Below are 14,760 nucleotides of genomic sequence, written 5' to 3' on the forward strand. Positions count from 1 at the left end.
AGCCGGCGTGACGGGAACCCCTGCATTATCCGAGGCACACATTTGCGATGACGATGCTGGTACGATTGCAGCGGCAGGCAGCGACCACGCCGGACCTCAATCCGCTGAGATCGTGCAGGTTGCTTTGAGCAGCCCATAGCAAACTCTCTAGTCTAGATAATCCGAAAGAGCCGAGGGCCGAGTTCCTCGAACCCGTTGCGCAGGTAGAAATCGAGCGTGCGCTTCCATTTTGGTTGCCTGGGCGCTGCAAGCTCAAGTCGCTTCCAACCACGCGCACGGCCTTCCCGCGAGGCGACCTCAAGCAGTTGAGGGGCAATCCCTTTGGAGCGCTTTTCGGGTCGAACATACAGCTCCGAAATATAGCCGAACTTACCGCCTGCATAGATCGCCGTGCATTCATTCAGCACCATGATGCCGACCGGCTCGTCATCTGCACTTGCGATCACTGCGACCACGCCAGCGTCGGCAAGCATTATCTGCGCGCTTTGTCTCACGTCGTCGGGCGCGGGCGCTTTCCCGCCAGTGAGTTCATCGAGTAGCGCGTGAATAAAACGGACGACCATCCCTGCGTCCGTTGCGTTGGCGCGGCGAGTAGATATGGAAGGCATATTTTCTCCTGCTAGTGGTCAAAATCCCGATTCATGCTGCTATCCGCGCAGATCCGACTCACTCTTTTAGGTAACTCTGACCAATGGACAGCATTTTTCATCAAAAATATGATAAAAGAATGCGAAATATATATTACAGGCATGCAGTGTTCCGGATGACTTTAGCTCAATTGCGCAGATAGAGGAGCTTCTTACAGAAAATCAACCGGTCACATCGCAACTGCACGGTGAAGCCCCTTGCCGAGGTAAGATGAATTTGCAGGTCTGAGCCTGGACAAACGATACAGCCTGAGATGCCCGTGCGGCCAGTACGCTAGGACAATGCAGTCGAGCAAAGAGGACATCCGTGACGGGCGGCGAGAGCGCTCGACGGTCGCCACACTCATTCGGCGCCAGCCGGAACAGCCGAGCCGACCGGTGCGCAGAGGCTGGTCGCCGCGCCGATCAAGTCGGACACGTCAGCCTCGGTCGTCGCGAAAGAGGTGACGAACCTCACGATCCCGGTCTGCCAGCGATCATGGTAGAAGCGGAATCCCATGTCGAGCAGCCCCCGGATCAGGGACATGGGAAGTCTGCAGAACAGGATGTTGGCCTCGGGACGCTGCTGGATTTTCACGCCTGGCACCAGGGCCAACCCCCGCGCGAGCGCCGATGCCATCGAATTGGCATGGGTCGCGTTGCGAAGCCAGACACCTTCCCTCAGATAACCGTCCATTTGCGCCGCCATGAAGCGCATCTTGGAACTCAACTGGCCGGCACGCTTTCGGCGAAAGGCTATCGTGCTCGCGAGATCTCCGCGGAACGAGACGACTGCATCGACCCCAAACGTTCCATTCTTGGTGGCGCCAAATGACACAAGGTCGACGCCGGCCTTCCACGTCATCTCGGCTGGCGAGCAGCGCAGAGTGACGAGGGCGTTGGCGAAGCGAGCACCGTCCATGTGGAGCGCCAGGTTCGCTGACCGGCAGATATGTCCGATCGCCTTGATCTCGTCGAGCGCGTAGACCGATCCCATCTCGGTCGCCTGCGTGATGCTGACGCTGGAGGGCTGGACCGAGTGGATATCGCCCACCATGCGCGTTGCATTGGCCGCCAAGGCGTCGATGTCGATTTTGCCAGCCTCGCCTGGAAGCTGCACCAACTTCGCACCGGCGGTGTAGAACTCCGGCGCGCCGCACTCGTCCCGGTTGATGTGTGCGTCGGCGTGCGAGAGGATGCTGCCCCATGGCGGCGTAATCGCCGCGAGCGCCAGCGCGTTTGCCGCCGACCCCGTCGAAACGAGGAACACGTCGACCGCATGCTCGAACACCTCGGCGAGTTGGCGCTCGACGGTATGCGTCAGCTCATCGTTGCCGTAGGGAAGCGCCTGACCCGACGCGCACGCGGTGATGGCTGCGATCACCTCGGGGGAGACGCCGGCGATGTTGTCGCTGGTGAAGCCGCGGGGGCGGGTCTGCTTGCTTTCGTTCATGGTCTTGACGCTCGTTTCATCCATTGAGCGTCAAAGCTAGACCGTTTCGCCGCGCGCTTTATTGAACGATATTCAAACCGAGAGGTAACGCGCCGGCGTCACCCCCAGCACCGCCTTGAAGTGCCGGGTCAGGTGGCTCTGGTCCGCGAACCCGACCGCGACGGCAACCTCGGCGACCTGCCGACCTCGCCTCAGCAGCCGTCGCGCCTCGTCGATGCGGACCTGGATCAGGTAGCGAGTGGGCGGCAACCCGAAATGCGCCTTGAAGCCATCGATCAGCGTCGCCTTGGAGCATCCGGCGAGGGCGGCGAGAGTGGCGAGCTGCAGGACTTCGTCAAAGTGGGCATGGATGAAGTCACATACGTCGCGGAACCTCGGTGGCACGAATTTTGGCTCAGCAACGCGCGATCCGCCGGCCTGTGCGAAGACGTGGGGCAGGAAACGGATCAGATACTCCTCGATCTCCAGTGCCGAGCTATGCCCATGTTCAAGCAGGCGCCAAAACGCGCTGAGGCCGTGTGCAACTGGGGCATTCTCCTGGAACGGGCTTTTGAAGTCGATCGTTCCGGGTTCGTTTTGGCCGCTGTCCTCAAGGACTTGCCGGATAAGGCCTTCGGGCATGTAGAAGATTTTCTGGCTCCAGCCAAGATCGTCACCAGCACCCCCGAAGTGCGGTTCGCCGGGCGCGAAGGTCGCGACGGTGCCGCTACCGGCGTGCCAAACCTCACCTCGGCACCAGACATCATGGACGCCTCGCTCGATCAGCCCGATCAGATACTCGTTGTGGACATGCTTCGAGAAGTCCTGCCGACGATAATCCGCCGCCAGGTAGTCAAGCCCGCCAAGGACAGCGGAGTGCTTCATCACCGCGCGATTGCGCGGCGGTCGGCCCGGGGGGTCAGAACGGCCACGCGCCTTTTCGTCGCATTCTACGGCGGTATCGGCCACTTGATGATCAATCCAGGTCGGTCATCACAACGATATCGTGCTCTCGTAGCGAATTTCAAACCGAAGCAGGATTAATTGCCGCGCTAACAGGAGCCTGCTGCAGTGCGGGCAGCGGATTGGCGGGATTAATCGTGATTGAAGCTTGGGATGTGAACCAGAGCGACGCGTGCCCGGATGGCCGATATCGAGAAGACTAAGCGCTATCCCCCTCCGATCTGACGGATGAGGAATGGTCGCGGATACAACCGTTCCTGCCGGGCGCGGCCAAGACCGGGCGGCACGTGATAACGGACCTGCGCGAGGTCTTGAACGCGATCCGCTACATGGCCCGATCGGTGGCGGCTGGCGCGTGCTGCCAAAGGATTTCCCGCCCATATCGGTCGCGGTCGAGACGCCTTACGGACACGCCCACGGACTGCGCCAACTGGCTGGAACGTTCCCCGGCCTGACGGCGAAGCAGCAGGCGACGATCAAGGCGCTAAACGCAGAATACGCCAAAACTCGAAGCCGAGGACGAGCGGGCCAACGAACTGCCGGCCGATGTTGACGAACGGCTACCCGGGGCGGCTACGGCTGCACTCATTGTCGGATCTTCGACGAAGTCGCACATGAGACACAGCGCTCTCGGAGTGACCGCATTGTTCTGCAACGATTTTCTCATTTGGCACGACACATGCGGGGGCTATCCCGCATGAGCGCTCCGTCAATCTCGATTGATGCGAGCAGGATTCAATCAAGGCGCAGTGCGTCGCTTCTGAAGATCAAGGAGAGAAAAGTATGGCGAGAGCGCGAATTGGCGTGGCGCGGGCAATGACAGCGGCTGTCGTCCTCATCGTTGCGGGACAGGCCGGCGCGGCAGATGTTGGGCAAGCCGCGAGCGTCCCGCAGGCAGAAGCCTGCGTCGCGGAAGCGCCAAGCCCCTGGCAGATCCGCCTGCGTGCGTTGGGGGTGATCACCGAGGATTCGGGCTATGTCAATGCGGTGCCCGGCTCCGGTCTTTCGTATTCGAACACCGTGACGCCGGAACTCGATATTTCGTATTTCTTCACGGACAACATCGCCGCCGAACTCATACTCGGCACCACCTATGCCAACATCGATGGCCAAGGTGCGATCGGCGGGCTTGGCAAGGTCGGCAAGGTTTGGCTGCTGCCGCCAACGGTGACATTGCAGTATCATTTTACCGATTTCGACGCCTTTAAACCCTATCTCGGCGCCGGCGTGAACTATACGATCTTCTATCATCAGCAAGCCGGCAGCGCCGATGATCTCAAGGTCAAGAACACATTCGGCGCCGCGCTGCAGGTCGGATTCGACTACATGGTGGACGAGCACTGGGGCGTCAACTTCGACGTGAAGAAGCTTTTCCTCAAGCCCGACTTCGACGTCACTGTCGCCGGCGCCAAGCTCACGGGCAAGGCCAAGCTCGATCCCTGGTTGATAGGCGCAGGTCTCACCTACCGCTTCTGAGGACGAAGCACACTGGGGGGGCACTTTTCGAAGTCCGCGCGCGGATCTTCCGTGCCGAGAAGTGGACCCGCGATGGTTCTTAAAGGAGTTGTTGGCACGCGCGTAGAAAACGATCATTGCGACGTGATCGGTGTGCCGGCCGCTCCCACGCAAGTTGATCGTCTTTCTCCTGCGATTCTGCGGCAGGGGGGGATGGCGCGAGTGTCGCTGCCAGGCGATGTGGTGACCTGGGCGGCAGCCCGTCACCAGACGCTCAGGCAGATGCTTTCCGACCAGCGTTTCAACAAGGACTGGCGACAGTGGCGGGCGCTGCAGGACGGCGAGATTCCCGAGGATCATCCGCTGATCGGGATATGCAAAGTAGACAACATGACCACGGCGCACGGCGCCGATCACCGGCGCTTGCGCGGCCTGCTGTCCAGCAGCTTCGCGCCCAGTCGTATCGCCTTGCTGGCGCCACGGGTCGAACAATGCGTCGATCGACTCCTGGCCGAGATGGCGCAGCGCGGCGGCAGTGCCGATCTGATGTGCGAGTTCGCCGCTCCGCTGCCCACCAACGTGACCGCCGAACTGTTCGGTTTGCCGGACGAACAGCGCGAAGAGATCGTCGCGCTCACCTACAGCCTGGCCAACACCTCCGCCACAGCCGAAGAGGTGCGACAGACGCGGCAGCGCATCCCGGAGTTCTTCCGTCGCCTGATCGCGCTCAAGCGGGGCCAGCTCGGCGATGATCTGGCTTCGGCCCTGATCGTCGCGCGTGACAATGGCGAGCTCGTTTCCGACACCGAGCTCATCGACATGCTGTTCATGGTGCTGTCTGCGGGCTTCGTGACCACCGCCGGCGTCATCGGCAATGGCATGGTGGCATTGCTGACGCATCCGCAGCAACTGCACCTGGTGCGCAGCGGCCAAGTTCCGTGGTCACAGGCGATCGAGGAGATCCTGCGCTGGGGCAGCTCAGCGGCCAATCTGCCGTTCCGCTATGCCACCCAGGACGTGGAGATCGACGGATGCATGGTCCGCCGCGGCGATGCCGTCCTGATGGCGTTCCATGCGGCGAACCGGGACGAAAAGGCCTTCGGTCCCGGCGCCGACAGGTTCGATGTCACCCGGCGGCACAACCCGCATTTGTCGTTCGGCGAGGGGCCGCATTCCTGCCTGGGCGCTGCGCTGGCGCGCCTGGAATTGTGCTGCGCCTTCCCTGCGCTGTTCGGGCGGCTGGAGGATCTGGCGCTGGCCATCGCCGCGGAGGACGTCGTCTACATGCCGTCTTACGTCATTCGCTGCCCGCAGCGCCTGCCGGTCACCTTCCGCCCTTCCGTCGCTTAGCGAGTGCGGCACGCACCCCAGATTCGGTGATTCTCGGTTCGCCGGGATGGCTGGTCTCGCACGAGGGGGGGGCGAGCATGCCCGGTTACGCACGATCGTGACGCCGGCCTTCAGCAACCGCAGGGTGAAGCTGCTCGCGCAGCAGGTCGAGGCGATCGCCACGCAGTTGTTCGAGACGCTGACGGCCCAGCCCCAACCCGCCGACCTGCAGCGCCACCTCTCCTTTCCGCTACCGGACGTGGTCATCAGCGCGCTGATGGGGAATGCGCAAGCACGCTGAGCAAAGCCGAGCGGGGTACAAATACCGGGATTCCCGGCGGACCGTGACGGCCTCGCCCCACTTTACGCCCTTGAGCCCGGCGACCTCGATCTGATCCGGCGTCGCCGATAGGGACAAGGACCTCTCCGAGCCTGCACTGATGAGAGGCGGCATCGTATGCGGCTTTGGGCGAAAGAGACCGATCAGCGCAAGGGCATTATTCGCATCATCACATAAACATCTCGTTATATGTATTGACAAGGAGCAAAGCGGCTGTGATTATGCGTATGTCATGGTTCTCCGCGCGGCACTGCTGTAGCGGAGCTAAGAGGGAAGCCGGTGCGATGCCGGCGCTGCCCCCGCAACTGTTAGCGGCGAGCCAAGCCCATTGGTGTCACTGAGGCGAACGGCCTCGGGAAGACGGGCAGAGGCTTTGACCCGCGAGCCAGGAGACCTGCCACGACGAACAACGTCCACGGGCGGGGTGTCTCGGTGGTCGCAGTAGCCCGGCTTCGTGCCGCCTGCTCGCGCGTTCCTTGTCCCCACGCCCCAACCATCGGGGTATGGCATGACTGTCTCTCAACAAATTCCTGTGACAACGCTCGGCGTGCCGCGTATCGGTCGACGGCGGGAACTCAAATTCGCGCTTGAAAGCTACTGGTCCGGAAAATCTCCCGCTGCCGACCTGCTCGCGACGGCGAAGGCGCTACGCGCCGCCAGCTGGAGGGAGCAGCACGATCGCGGCGTGTCGAAAATCCCGTCCAACGATTTCTCGCTTTATGACCATGTGCTCGACACCGTCGCCATGGTCGGCGCCGTGCCAGCACGATACACCTGGACTGACGGCGAGGTCCCACTCGATACCTATTTCGCCATGGCGCGCGGCAACCAAGGTCAGGCCGCTGATTGTGGACATGCCGGTGACGAGCATGCGGCCAACGGGCATGGCCTCGCCGCGATGGAAATGACCAAATGGTTCGACACCAACTATCACTACATTGTGCCGGAACTTACGGACGATCAGACCTTTGCCCTCTCGTCGGCGAAACCGGTCGATCATTTCCTCGAGGCCAAGGCGCTCGGCATCCACACGCGCCCGGTCCTGCTTGGACCGGTCACCTTTCTCAAGTTGGCGAAGTCACCGGAGGAGGGTTTCAACCCTGTCGCGCTCCTGCCACGGCTGCTGCCCGTCTACGACGAGCTCCTGCGGAGGCTGAAGCTCGCGGGAGCCGATTGGGTGCAGATCGATGAGCCGGCGCTCGTGCTCGATCTGATTCCCAACGAACGCGATGCATTCCAATTCGCCTACTGCCGGCTGTCGAAGGCAGCACCCGAGCTGAAGATCATGATCGCTACATATTTCGGATCGCTGGGAGGCAATCTCGAGACCGCAATTTCTCTGCCCGTGGCGGGACTGCACGTCGATCTCGTGCGCGCTCCAGAGCAGTTGGAGACCGTCGGCCGGCTCGCGCGGAAGGACCTTGTGCTCTCGCTCGGGCTGATTGACGGCCGCAACGTCTGGCGCGCGAACCTGCCTGCCATGCTTGACCGCATCAAGCCGATCGTCGCCGGTTGGCCGCTGGACCACGTGGAGATCGCCCCGTCCTGCTCGATGCTGCATGTGCCGATCGACCTGGACATGGAGACGGCACTCGATGCGGATGTGAAATCGTGGCTCGCCTTCGCGGCGCAAAAGACCGACGAGCTGGTCGTGCTCGCCCGTGCCCTGGCCGAAGGCCGGGACGCGGTCGCCGCCGAACTGGAGGCGTCGGCTGAGGCTGCCGCCGGTCGCGCGACATCCGCGAAGGTGCATGATCCGCTCGTCGAAGCACGGGGCGCCACCATCAAGGTCGCCATGACGCACCGGAAGAGCGCATTCGACGTGCGCTCCAAGCTTCAGGCCGACACGTTTGGCTTGCCATCCTTCCCCACCACGACGATCGGCTCCTTCCCGCAAACAGTCGAGGTTCGCAAGGCGCGGGCAGCCCATGCCAAGGGCGATTTGAGTTACGTCGACTATGAGGCCTTCCTGAAGAAAGAGATAGAAGCCGCCGTTCGCTGGCAAGAAGAGATCGGACTCGACGTGCTGGTCCACGGCGAATTCGAGCGCAACGATATGGTGCAGTATTTCGCTGAGCAGCTCCGCGGCTTCGCCTTCACGCAACACGGCTGGGTGCAGAGCTATGGCTCGCGCTTTGTGCGCCCCCCGATCATCATTGGCGATGTGTCGCGACAACAGCCGATGACGGTACACTGGTGGCGATATGCTCAGTCGCTGACGCCGAAGCCGGTGAAGGGCATGCTTACCGGCCCGGTGACGATCCTCAACTGGTCCTTCGTCCGAGACGACCTTCCGCGCTCAGCCGTCTGCCGCCAGGTCGCGCTCGCCATTGGCGATGAAGTGAGCGACCTCGAAAAGGCGGGCGCCAGGATGATCCAGATCGACGAAGCCGCACTGCGCGAGGGCTTGCCGCTGCGCGAGGCCGACTGGCAGGCCTATCTCGACTGGGCCGTCGAATGCTTCCGGCTGGCTTCAACCGCGGTCGGCGATGCGACCCAGATCCACACCCATATGTGCTACTCCGAGTTCGGCGATATCGTGGACGCGATTGCCGCAATGGATGCCGATGTGATCTCCATTGAAACCTCGCGCTGGCAGATGGAACTGCTCGATACGCTCCGAACCTTCAAGTATCCGAACGGGATCGGTCCTGGTGTCTATGACATTCACTCGCCGCGGGTCCCGGAAGTGGGGGAGATCTCCAACCTCATCATGCTTGCGCGCGATCGATTGCTGGATGGCCAACTGTGGGTGAATCCCGACTGCGGTCTCAAAACGCGCAGATGGGAGGAGGTCCGCCCTGCCCTGGTGAACATGGTGGCTGCGGCAGGCGCAGTTCGGGAAAAAGCGCAGACGGCGTAGGGCTCGGTGCCACTCGCCGGCGGTGAGCGGCAACGCCACACACCGGGCAATCTTGGGGGAGTCTATCCGGCGGACCCAGGGCAATCGAGCTGCCAGTGACAAAGCGCCTCGGCAACGTTGTCCTGGCTGAACGCTTGTTGAGGCGCGTCGAAGTCAGCTGTCCCAGAGGCCGGCGTTGGCGGGCGATCGAAGGAGGCCGGCCCTCGAATGAGCCGGCCAGAGACAAGACGGCTCACCGTCAGCCAGTTTCGGATCATTCCGTATTGGATAATCCATTCTCACTATCATCTCCGATCTTTGTCGCCGAAACCCCGCTCCCGATCGTCGGAAGAAGCATCGGCGATCACGCCGCCGGGCCGCGGAGCGCGTTCCAGGAGACCAGTTGCAGTGCTAAGCCGGGTAAGGTTCCAACGGTACTTCTGGAGATCATTGAGGCGGCATCGAACTCTGCCTTCTGCAGCGGGCCAATTCCCGCTCGATGGCTCTGTCTGCCTCTGGCTTCAATCACGATCACCGCGACGGCGAAGCCGAGCGGCCGCAGCTGGCAGGCGGACCCCTTGTGTTTTGATGGTCAAGATCCGGCGCCGGACCAGGAAAGCCGTCGCGGAAATTGCGGGGTTAGCTTGCTCCTGGCCGATGCCGGCAGGGGTGTTCGGACCGCGTTCAATAGCGATGTGCAGACGGCCGAAATTCACGAGCGGCGTCCCAAATCTCAATCACTGCGCAGAATGCGTGCTTCGAGTGCGGCTGCGACGAAAGCTCGTCGAGCGGCTGGGGGATGGGTCTTACCGCGTAAAACCTGCAGACAGGTGTCCATCGCTATTCTGCGTTTATCGGTCTCATGATGCAGATCCCGCAGCAAGATAGCGGCCGCGTCGTTGACGTCGAACACGATACGCTCCGAGCTGCGGCGGCTAAGCTGAACAACGACTGGCCTCTCAAATCTGATCAACCCGGTCATCCCCCTCCTCCACAGCCACTATGCGGCAAACAGCCCGGGTCCCATTTCTTTACTCAGCCGAACGGGACCGCTGCATCTGCGCCACTGAGCCTGGCCATTGGCGGGCAAGCCATCGCCATGAGCTGCGTCTGGCCATGGTCAGCTTGCGTGCGATCTGCGGTTTTGCAGTCGGTGGTGAGGAACGGCTTCTCATTCGCGTGGTCTAGTTGTGAAACCTGGACATAGTGCACTGTTTGACGCACCTCGCCAGTCTCAAACATGTCGTCGAAGTCTACACCTGCACTTTTCCACTGCCCGATCTGCAGGCGGCGATCCACTGCATCGCGGAGGTTGGATCTTCCAATATGGCGACCCGCTTCGCAAAGCCGAAAAAGGCATTGCGCGCCGTGCTTACCGGCTTGCGCCCATCGTATGCATCGTAGCATGCTCTCAGGGCGGCTTCGTGGATCAGGTCTCTGCGATCTTCCGGCCATTCATTGAGAAAATCGATTGCATCCGCAAGGCCGGCAATCTCTTGGATGATGTGCGTTGCGCGCTTCACGAAAAGGGGGCTGCTGAAAGCCTCAGCGTTCATTGGTTTCTCCCAACTTTCTAAATAGCCAATTTGCGGTGAAGAGGCGCCGCATCGACACGGCGACCATGGCACAATGTGTTGTCAGGGCGATGACGGTTCAAGAGGAAGATCCGCGCCTGCGGCCGGGTGTGTATCGATCCGCCAACACATCATGCAATGGCTTGGTTGCCATCAAAGGCGGTCGTCACTATTAAGCTATGAAGTGATTCTTCACCGCCTAGTCTAAGCCCGCAGGAGCGTTTTCATGACCGAAGAAACCGAGAGCAAAGCCGACAACCTCATCGAACTCACCGCCCATGTCGTCTCAGCCTATGTTTCGAACAATCCGGTTCCCGTCGGTGAACTGCCTGGGCTTATCGGCCAGATCCACATCGCATTGAAAAGCACTGCTGGTGGTGCCGCACCAGAAAAGCCGGAAGCTCTCAAGCCTGCCGTACCGATCAGAAAATCGGTTACACCCGATTACATTGTCAGCCTTGAGGACGGTAAGAAGTTCAAGTCGCTCAAGCGTCACCTGGCCACCCACTACGGCCTCACGCCCGACGAATATCGCGCGAAATGGGGGCTGCCGGCGGACTATCCCATGGTGGCGCCGAACTACGCTGCGGCGCGCTCGGCATTGGCCAAGACCATGGGTCTGGGCCGCAAGCCGAAGGAACCGGGAGCGCCGGCACCTGCCAAGCGTGCCCGCAAGAAAGCCGCAGCCTGACCGCGCTTTTCGGGACCGACGAAGCGGATCCGGCATCATTTCGCAAGCGCGAGATAGAATTTGTGCATTGCAATACCGCGGCGATCGATATGATCGTGGTGTCGGCCATCTACTCCTCCCAGATGTGATGCCGACGCTGAATGGGGCGCACCTCCTCCCGCGTCTCATTCTAAATCGAGCCCGCTGCCACCTCCTCCCGGTAGCGAGCTTTTTCTTTGTCTGAGGCGCGATTTCGGTCCAGGGCCAACGCATTTGGCTCTAAGCGAGGCGAATGCTCCGAACTTCCAGGCCTTTCTTGCCCTGCCCGCATTGGACAAACACCTTCTGACCCTCCATTAGCATGCTCAGTCCTGAGCTGGTCAGCGCGGTGGCATGAACGAAGATGTCCTTCTCACCGTTTTCAGGAGCAATGAAGCCGAAGCCCTTTTGGGGATTGTACCACTTGACCGTGCCCTCGCTCTCCAACTGGGCACTCGTCCCGGCGGTGGACTCTCCAGCGCAACGCGTATGTACCTGAGTTCGCGCGGTCTGATCGCCGACCTCCAGCACTTGCGCGACCTGATGACCTCTTGGACTTTCTTCCGTTGTGACCTTGAGACGCGTTCCCTCGGAAACACTGCGGCTCCCGGCCGCCCCCAGCACCCGGATGTGCAGATAGGCCTCGATGCCCTCCGGCAATTTGACAAAGCCAAAACCCTTGCTGGTGTTGAACCACACCACTTCGGCGTCGACAGGATCCGCGGTTACAGTGGACGAACGCTGAAAGTAGCTTGGCTCGGAAGGCCGTTCCGCAAAAGAAACCGGGTCATCGTCATGACGATGCCGGCGTGGCTCACGATGGTCTTTATATTTGCCCATGATCGTCTCGACTCGGCTGAACACCTCATTGCGCCTCCCGGCAGGATAATCTCAATCGGGCGATGCATTGATGTCAATTCACCAGTTGGCCGCTTCACCCGCTCTATCGCATCACGATCCCGGCCGACCTGTTGCCACACGAAGTCGACGATGGCGGATGAGCAATATGCGACAGGTCGACCTGCTGATCCGAACGCGTTCCCCATATCGCACGGCAAAAGGGTCGCGCTGAAGGGCGGCACCGCGATCAACCGTTTCGATCGTGACACGCCCCGGGCTGCCGCCTCACGCGGATGCGCATCCGACATTTCGATTTACGCGCAATTTACCCGCACAGCCTGCAGGAGGGAGACGAGCAGCTTGTCGTTGAGTCGTCCCGCTAGATCAACCCCGCCTGCTCGGCTTCGCGGCGTAAATTCTGCCTCGGCCTTGGGCCGATCTGCTGGATCACCAAGCCGGCCGCCAGCGAGCCAAGATTGCCGCAGGCCTTGAGGTCGCGGCCTTGCGTGTAGCCATGCAGGAAACCGGCGGCATAGAGGTCGCCGGCGCCTGTCGTGTCGACCAGTTCCTTGATCGCGGTTGCCTGGACGACCACGGTCTCGTCGCCGCGCACGATGACCGAGCCTTTTTCCGAGCGGGTCACGGCGGCAATCCGGCAATCTTTGCGGATCTGCGCCAGTGCCTCGTCAAACGACGATGTCTGGTAGAGCGACTTGATCTCGTGGCTGTTGGCAAAGACGATGTCGACCGTGCCCGAGCGCATCAGGTCGAGGAACTCGTCACGGTAGCGGTCGACGCAGAACGAATCCGACAAGGTCATCGACACTTCGCGCCCGGCGGCGTGCGCCAGCCTTGCCGTCTGCCGGATCGCTTCCTTGGCGCGCGGCGGGTCCCACAGATAGCCCTCGAAATAGGTGACCGCGGCGCCAGAGGCCTTGTCGGGCTCGACGTCCTCCGGCCCGAGTTCGATGCATGCGCCGAGATAGGTGTTCATCGAGCGCTCGCCGTCGGGCGTGACGAAGATCATCGAGCGCGCCGTCGGCGGCTCGCCCTCGAGCGGCCTGGTGTCGAAGGCGACGCCCTGGGCATGGATATCGTGGGCGTAGATTTCGCCGAGCGGGTCGTTCGACACCTTGCCGAAGAAGGCGGCGCGACCGCCGAAGCTGGCGACACCCGCCGCCGTGTTGCCGGCGCTGCCGCCGGAGGCTTCGATCGCCGGACCCATGCGACTGTAGAGCAGTTCGGCGCGTTGGGTGTCGATGAGGTTCATCGCGCCCTTGATGATGCCGTTGGTCTCGAGGAATTCCTCGTCGCACTGGGCGATGATGTCGACAATGGCATTGCCGATGCAAAGCACGTCATAATCCGGCATCAATGTCTCCGCCTACTACCCACCGGCTTTCTGCTATGCCGGCCGGGCGCGGGCCTAGCGAGTTGAAATGGGTTGCCGCATGCGCTTGACCCAGCGGGCCCTCACGCAGCTGCCGGTCCTGCTTCACGCAGCAAGTCGTCGGCTCTGTCCGTCTTCTCCCAGGTGAACTCAGGCTCTTCACGGCCGAAGTGTCCGTATGTCGCCGTCTTGCGGTATATCGGGCGTAAGAGATCAAGCATCTTGATGATGCCTTTCGGTCGGAGATCGAAAAGCTCAAGAACAAGGCGCTCGATCTTTTTTTCCTCGATCCTTGCGGTTCCGAAGGTATTGACCATGACAGAAACCGGACTGGCCACGCCGATCGCGTAAGCAAGTTGAACCTCGCAGACCTCCGCAAGGCCGCTGGCAACGATATTCTTCGCGACATACCGGGCGGCATAGGCCGCCGAGCGGTCAACCTTGGATGGGTCCTTGCCCGAAAAGGCACCGCCGCCGTGACGCCCCGTTCCACCGTAGGAATCGACGATGATCTTGCGTCCAGTGAGGCCGCAGTCGCCGGCAGGCCCACCGACCACGAACCGCCCTGTTGGGTTGACTAGAAATCTGATCCCCGAAGTATCCAAGTCAGGCGGCAAGAGCGGCTTAATGATCTCCTCAATGACGCCTTCGCGGACTGTATCTTGGGAGACCGCCGCGTCATGCTGCGTTGACAGGACTATGGTGTCCAGCGCCACCGGGCGGAGACCCTCGTAGCGTACGGACACTTGAGATTTTACGTCCGGACGCAACCAGCCAAGCTGTCCCGTTTTCCGGACCTCTGCCTGTCTTTTCGTCAAATGGTGAGCGAGTTGGATCGGCAAGGGCATCAATGTATCCGTCTCATTGCATGCGAATCCAAACATGAGGCCCTGATCGCCCGCCCCCTGCTCGAGATCCTGCCCTCGTCCTTCGTCAACGCCCTGGCTTATGTCGGGCGACTGCTCGGTGAGAGCCAGAACGACGGCGCAACGTCGACCATCAAAGCCGATTGCATCGTCGTCGTAGCCAATGTCGAGGATCGTATCGCGGGCAACTTGAGTGTAATCGATCTCCGCGTGGCTGGTGATCTCGCCAGCCAGAACGACCATCCCTGTCTTCACCAACGTTTCACAGGCGACGCGCGCCTTCGGGTCGGTGCGGAGGATCGCATCGAGGATGGCATCGGAGATGTTGTCTGCCATCTTATCGGGGTGTCCCGCGCCGACGGATTCGGAAGAGAACACGAACTGCCTGGTCATG

Annotated in this window: 13 protein-coding genes, 1 pseudogene and 1 riboswitch; of the genes and pseudogenes, 6 read left to right on the top strand and 8 right to left on the bottom strand. The window is 61.3% G+C overall.

The features are described from left to right. Window positions 1–152 precede the first annotated feature (152 nt). From AC1D1L_RS25685 to AC1D1L_RS25695, 3 genes are all read right to left on the bottom strand, one after another. Entirely contained in the window at window positions 153–608 is a 456-nt protein-coding gene (locus tag AC1D1L_RS25685; protein ID WP_477344155.1) for a GNAT family N-acetyltransferase, read from the bottom strand. A 382-nt stretch (window positions 609–990) separates the two neighbouring features. Next, the gene (locus AC1D1L_RS25690; protein ID WP_477344156.1) at window positions 991–2,103 is read right to left on the bottom strand and encodes a threonine aldolase family protein; all 1,113 of its coding nucleotides are present in this window, start codon (window positions 2,101–2,103) and stop codon (window positions 991–993) included. A gap of 48 nt (window positions 2,104–2,151) precedes the next feature. Then, window positions 2,152–3,027 carry an AraC family transcriptional regulator gene (locus AC1D1L_RS25695; protein WP_477344157.1) on the bottom strand — a complete coding sequence of 292 codons (876 nt, stop codon included), beginning with the start codon at window positions 3,025–3,027 and terminating at the stop codon, window positions 2,152–2,154. A gap of 251 nt (window positions 3,028–3,278) precedes the next feature. Here AC1D1L_RS25695 and AC1D1L_RS25700 point away from each other — a divergent pair, with 251 nt between their 5' ends. The 5 genes and pseudogenes from AC1D1L_RS25700 (at window position 3,279) to metE (ending at window position 9,008) form a co-directional block, all read left to right on the top strand. Beyond that, entirely contained in the window at window positions 3,279–3,476 is a 198-nt protein-coding gene (locus AC1D1L_RS25700; RefSeq protein ID WP_477344218.1) for a hypothetical protein, read from the top strand. A gap of 328 nt (window positions 3,477–3,804) precedes the next feature. Further along, window positions 3,805–4,497 (top strand): OmpW/AlkL family protein, encoded by a 693-nt coding sequence (locus AC1D1L_RS25705; RefSeq protein WP_477344159.1) that lies wholly within the window; start codon window positions 3,805–3,807, stop codon window positions 4,495–4,497. A 72-nt stretch (window positions 4,498–4,569) separates the two neighbouring features. Beyond that, the gene (locus AC1D1L_RS25710) at window positions 4,570–5,826 is read left to right on the top strand and encodes a cytochrome P450 family protein (protein ID WP_477344161.1); all 1,257 of its coding nucleotides are present in this window, start codon (window positions 4,570–4,572) and stop codon (window positions 5,824–5,826) included. Further along, window positions 5,793–6,088 (top strand): annotated as a pseudogene (locus AC1D1L_RS25715) (cytochrome P450); the annotation flags it as partial. The gene AC1D1L_RS25710 and the pseudogene AC1D1L_RS25715, both read left to right, overlap by 34 nt. A gap of 273 nt (window positions 6,089–6,361) precedes the next feature. Continuing rightward, a riboswitch (cobalamin riboswitch) is annotated at window positions 6,362–6,561 on the top strand. 116 nt (window positions 6,562–6,677) lie between these two features. Beyond that, window positions 6,678–9,008 carry a 5-methyltetrahydropteroyltriglutamate--homocysteine S-methyltransferase gene (metE, locus tag AC1D1L_RS25720; RefSeq protein WP_477344220.1) on the top strand — a complete coding sequence of 777 codons (2,331 nt, stop codon included), beginning with the start codon at window positions 6,678–6,680 and terminating at the stop codon, window positions 9,006–9,008. Between the two features lie 712 nt (window positions 9,009–9,720). Here metE and AC1D1L_RS25725 read toward each other — a convergent pair. Together AC1D1L_RS25725 and AC1D1L_RS25730 are read right to left on the bottom strand one after the other, a co-directional pair. Next, window positions 9,721–9,969, bottom strand: coding sequence for a DUF982 domain-containing protein (locus AC1D1L_RS25725; protein ID WP_044549107.1), 249 nt, complete (start codon window positions 9,967–9,969; stop codon window positions 9,721–9,723). Window positions 9,970–10,240: 271 nt separating this feature from the next. Further along, window positions 10,241–10,543 carry a DUF982 domain-containing protein gene (locus AC1D1L_RS25730; protein WP_027056410.1) on the bottom strand — a complete coding sequence of 101 codons (303 nt, stop codon included), beginning with the start codon at window positions 10,541–10,543 and terminating at the stop codon, window positions 10,241–10,243. A gap of 244 nt (window positions 10,544–10,787) precedes the next feature. Between AC1D1L_RS25730 and AC1D1L_RS25735 the strand changes: the two genes are divergently transcribed. Then, window positions 10,788–11,252, top strand: a complete 465-nt coding sequence (locus AC1D1L_RS25735; protein ID WP_477344162.1) for a Ros/MucR family transcriptional regulator — start codon at window positions 10,788–10,790, stop codon at window positions 11,250–11,252. A 258-nt stretch (window positions 11,253–11,510) separates the two neighbouring features. Here AC1D1L_RS25735 and AC1D1L_RS25740 read toward each other — a convergent pair whose 3' ends face one another. The 3 genes from AC1D1L_RS25740 to metK all read right to left on the bottom strand — a co-directional run bounded on the left by AC1D1L_RS25740 (window position 11,511) and on the right by metK (window position 14,759). Further along, the gene (locus AC1D1L_RS25740; RefSeq protein WP_477344163.1) at window positions 11,511–12,110 is read right to left on the bottom strand and encodes a cold-shock protein; all 600 of its coding nucleotides are present in this window, start codon (window positions 12,108–12,110) and stop codon (window positions 11,511–11,513) included. Window positions 12,111–12,489: 379 nt separating this feature from the next. Then, window positions 12,490–13,482 (bottom strand): adenosine kinase, encoded by a 993-nt coding sequence (locus AC1D1L_RS25745; RefSeq protein ID WP_477344164.1) that lies wholly within the window; start codon window positions 13,480–13,482, stop codon window positions 12,490–12,492. Between the two features lie 101 nt (window positions 13,483–13,583). Further along, entirely contained in the window at window positions 13,584–14,759 is a 1,176-nt protein-coding gene (gene metK / locus AC1D1L_RS25750; RefSeq protein ID WP_477344165.1) for a methionine adenosyltransferase, read from the bottom strand. Between the last annotated feature and the right edge of the window lies 1 nt (window position 14,760).

Source organism: Mesorhizobium sp. P2_D6, assembly GCF_056404315.1.

Excerpts from the sequence above, each read along its gene's own strand:
- AC1D1L_RS25685 (WP_477344155.1), bottom strand. The coding sequence starts at position 608 with ATGCCTTCCATATCTACTCGCCGCGCCAACGCAACGGACGCAGGGATG.
- AC1D1L_RS25690 (WP_477344156.1), bottom strand. The coding sequence starts at position 2,103 with ATGGATGAAACGAGCGTCAAGACCATGAACGAAAGCAAGCAGACCCGC.
- AC1D1L_RS25705 (WP_477344159.1), top strand. The coding sequence starts at position 3,805 with ATGGCGAGAGCGCGAATTGGCGTGGCGCGGGCAATGACAGCGGCTGTC.
- AC1D1L_RS25710 (WP_477344161.1), top strand. The coding sequence starts at position 4,570 with ATGGTTCTTAAAGGAGTTGTTGGCACGCGCGTAGAAAACGATCATTGC.
- AC1D1L_RS25725 (WP_044549107.1), bottom strand. The coding sequence starts at position 9,969 with ATGACCGGGTTGATCAGATTTGAGAGGCCAGTCGTTGTTCAGCTTAGC.
- AC1D1L_RS25730 (WP_027056410.1), bottom strand. The coding sequence starts at position 10,543 with ATGAACGCTGAGGCTTTCAGCAGCCCCCTTTTCGTGAAGCGCGCAACG.
- AC1D1L_RS25735 (WP_477344162.1), top strand. The coding sequence starts at position 10,788 with ATGACCGAAGAAACCGAGAGCAAAGCCGACAACCTCATCGAACTCACC.
- AC1D1L_RS25740 (WP_477344163.1), bottom strand. The coding sequence starts at position 12,110 with ATGGGCAAATATAAAGACCATCGTGAGCCACGCCGGCATCGTCATGAC.
- AC1D1L_RS25745 (WP_477344164.1), bottom strand. The coding sequence starts at position 13,482 with ATGCCGGATTATGACGTGCTTTGCATCGGCAATGCCATTGTCGACATC.
- metK (WP_477344165.1), bottom strand. The coding sequence starts at position 14,759 with ATGACCAGGCAGTTCGTGTTCTCTTCCGAATCCGTCGGCGCGGGACAC.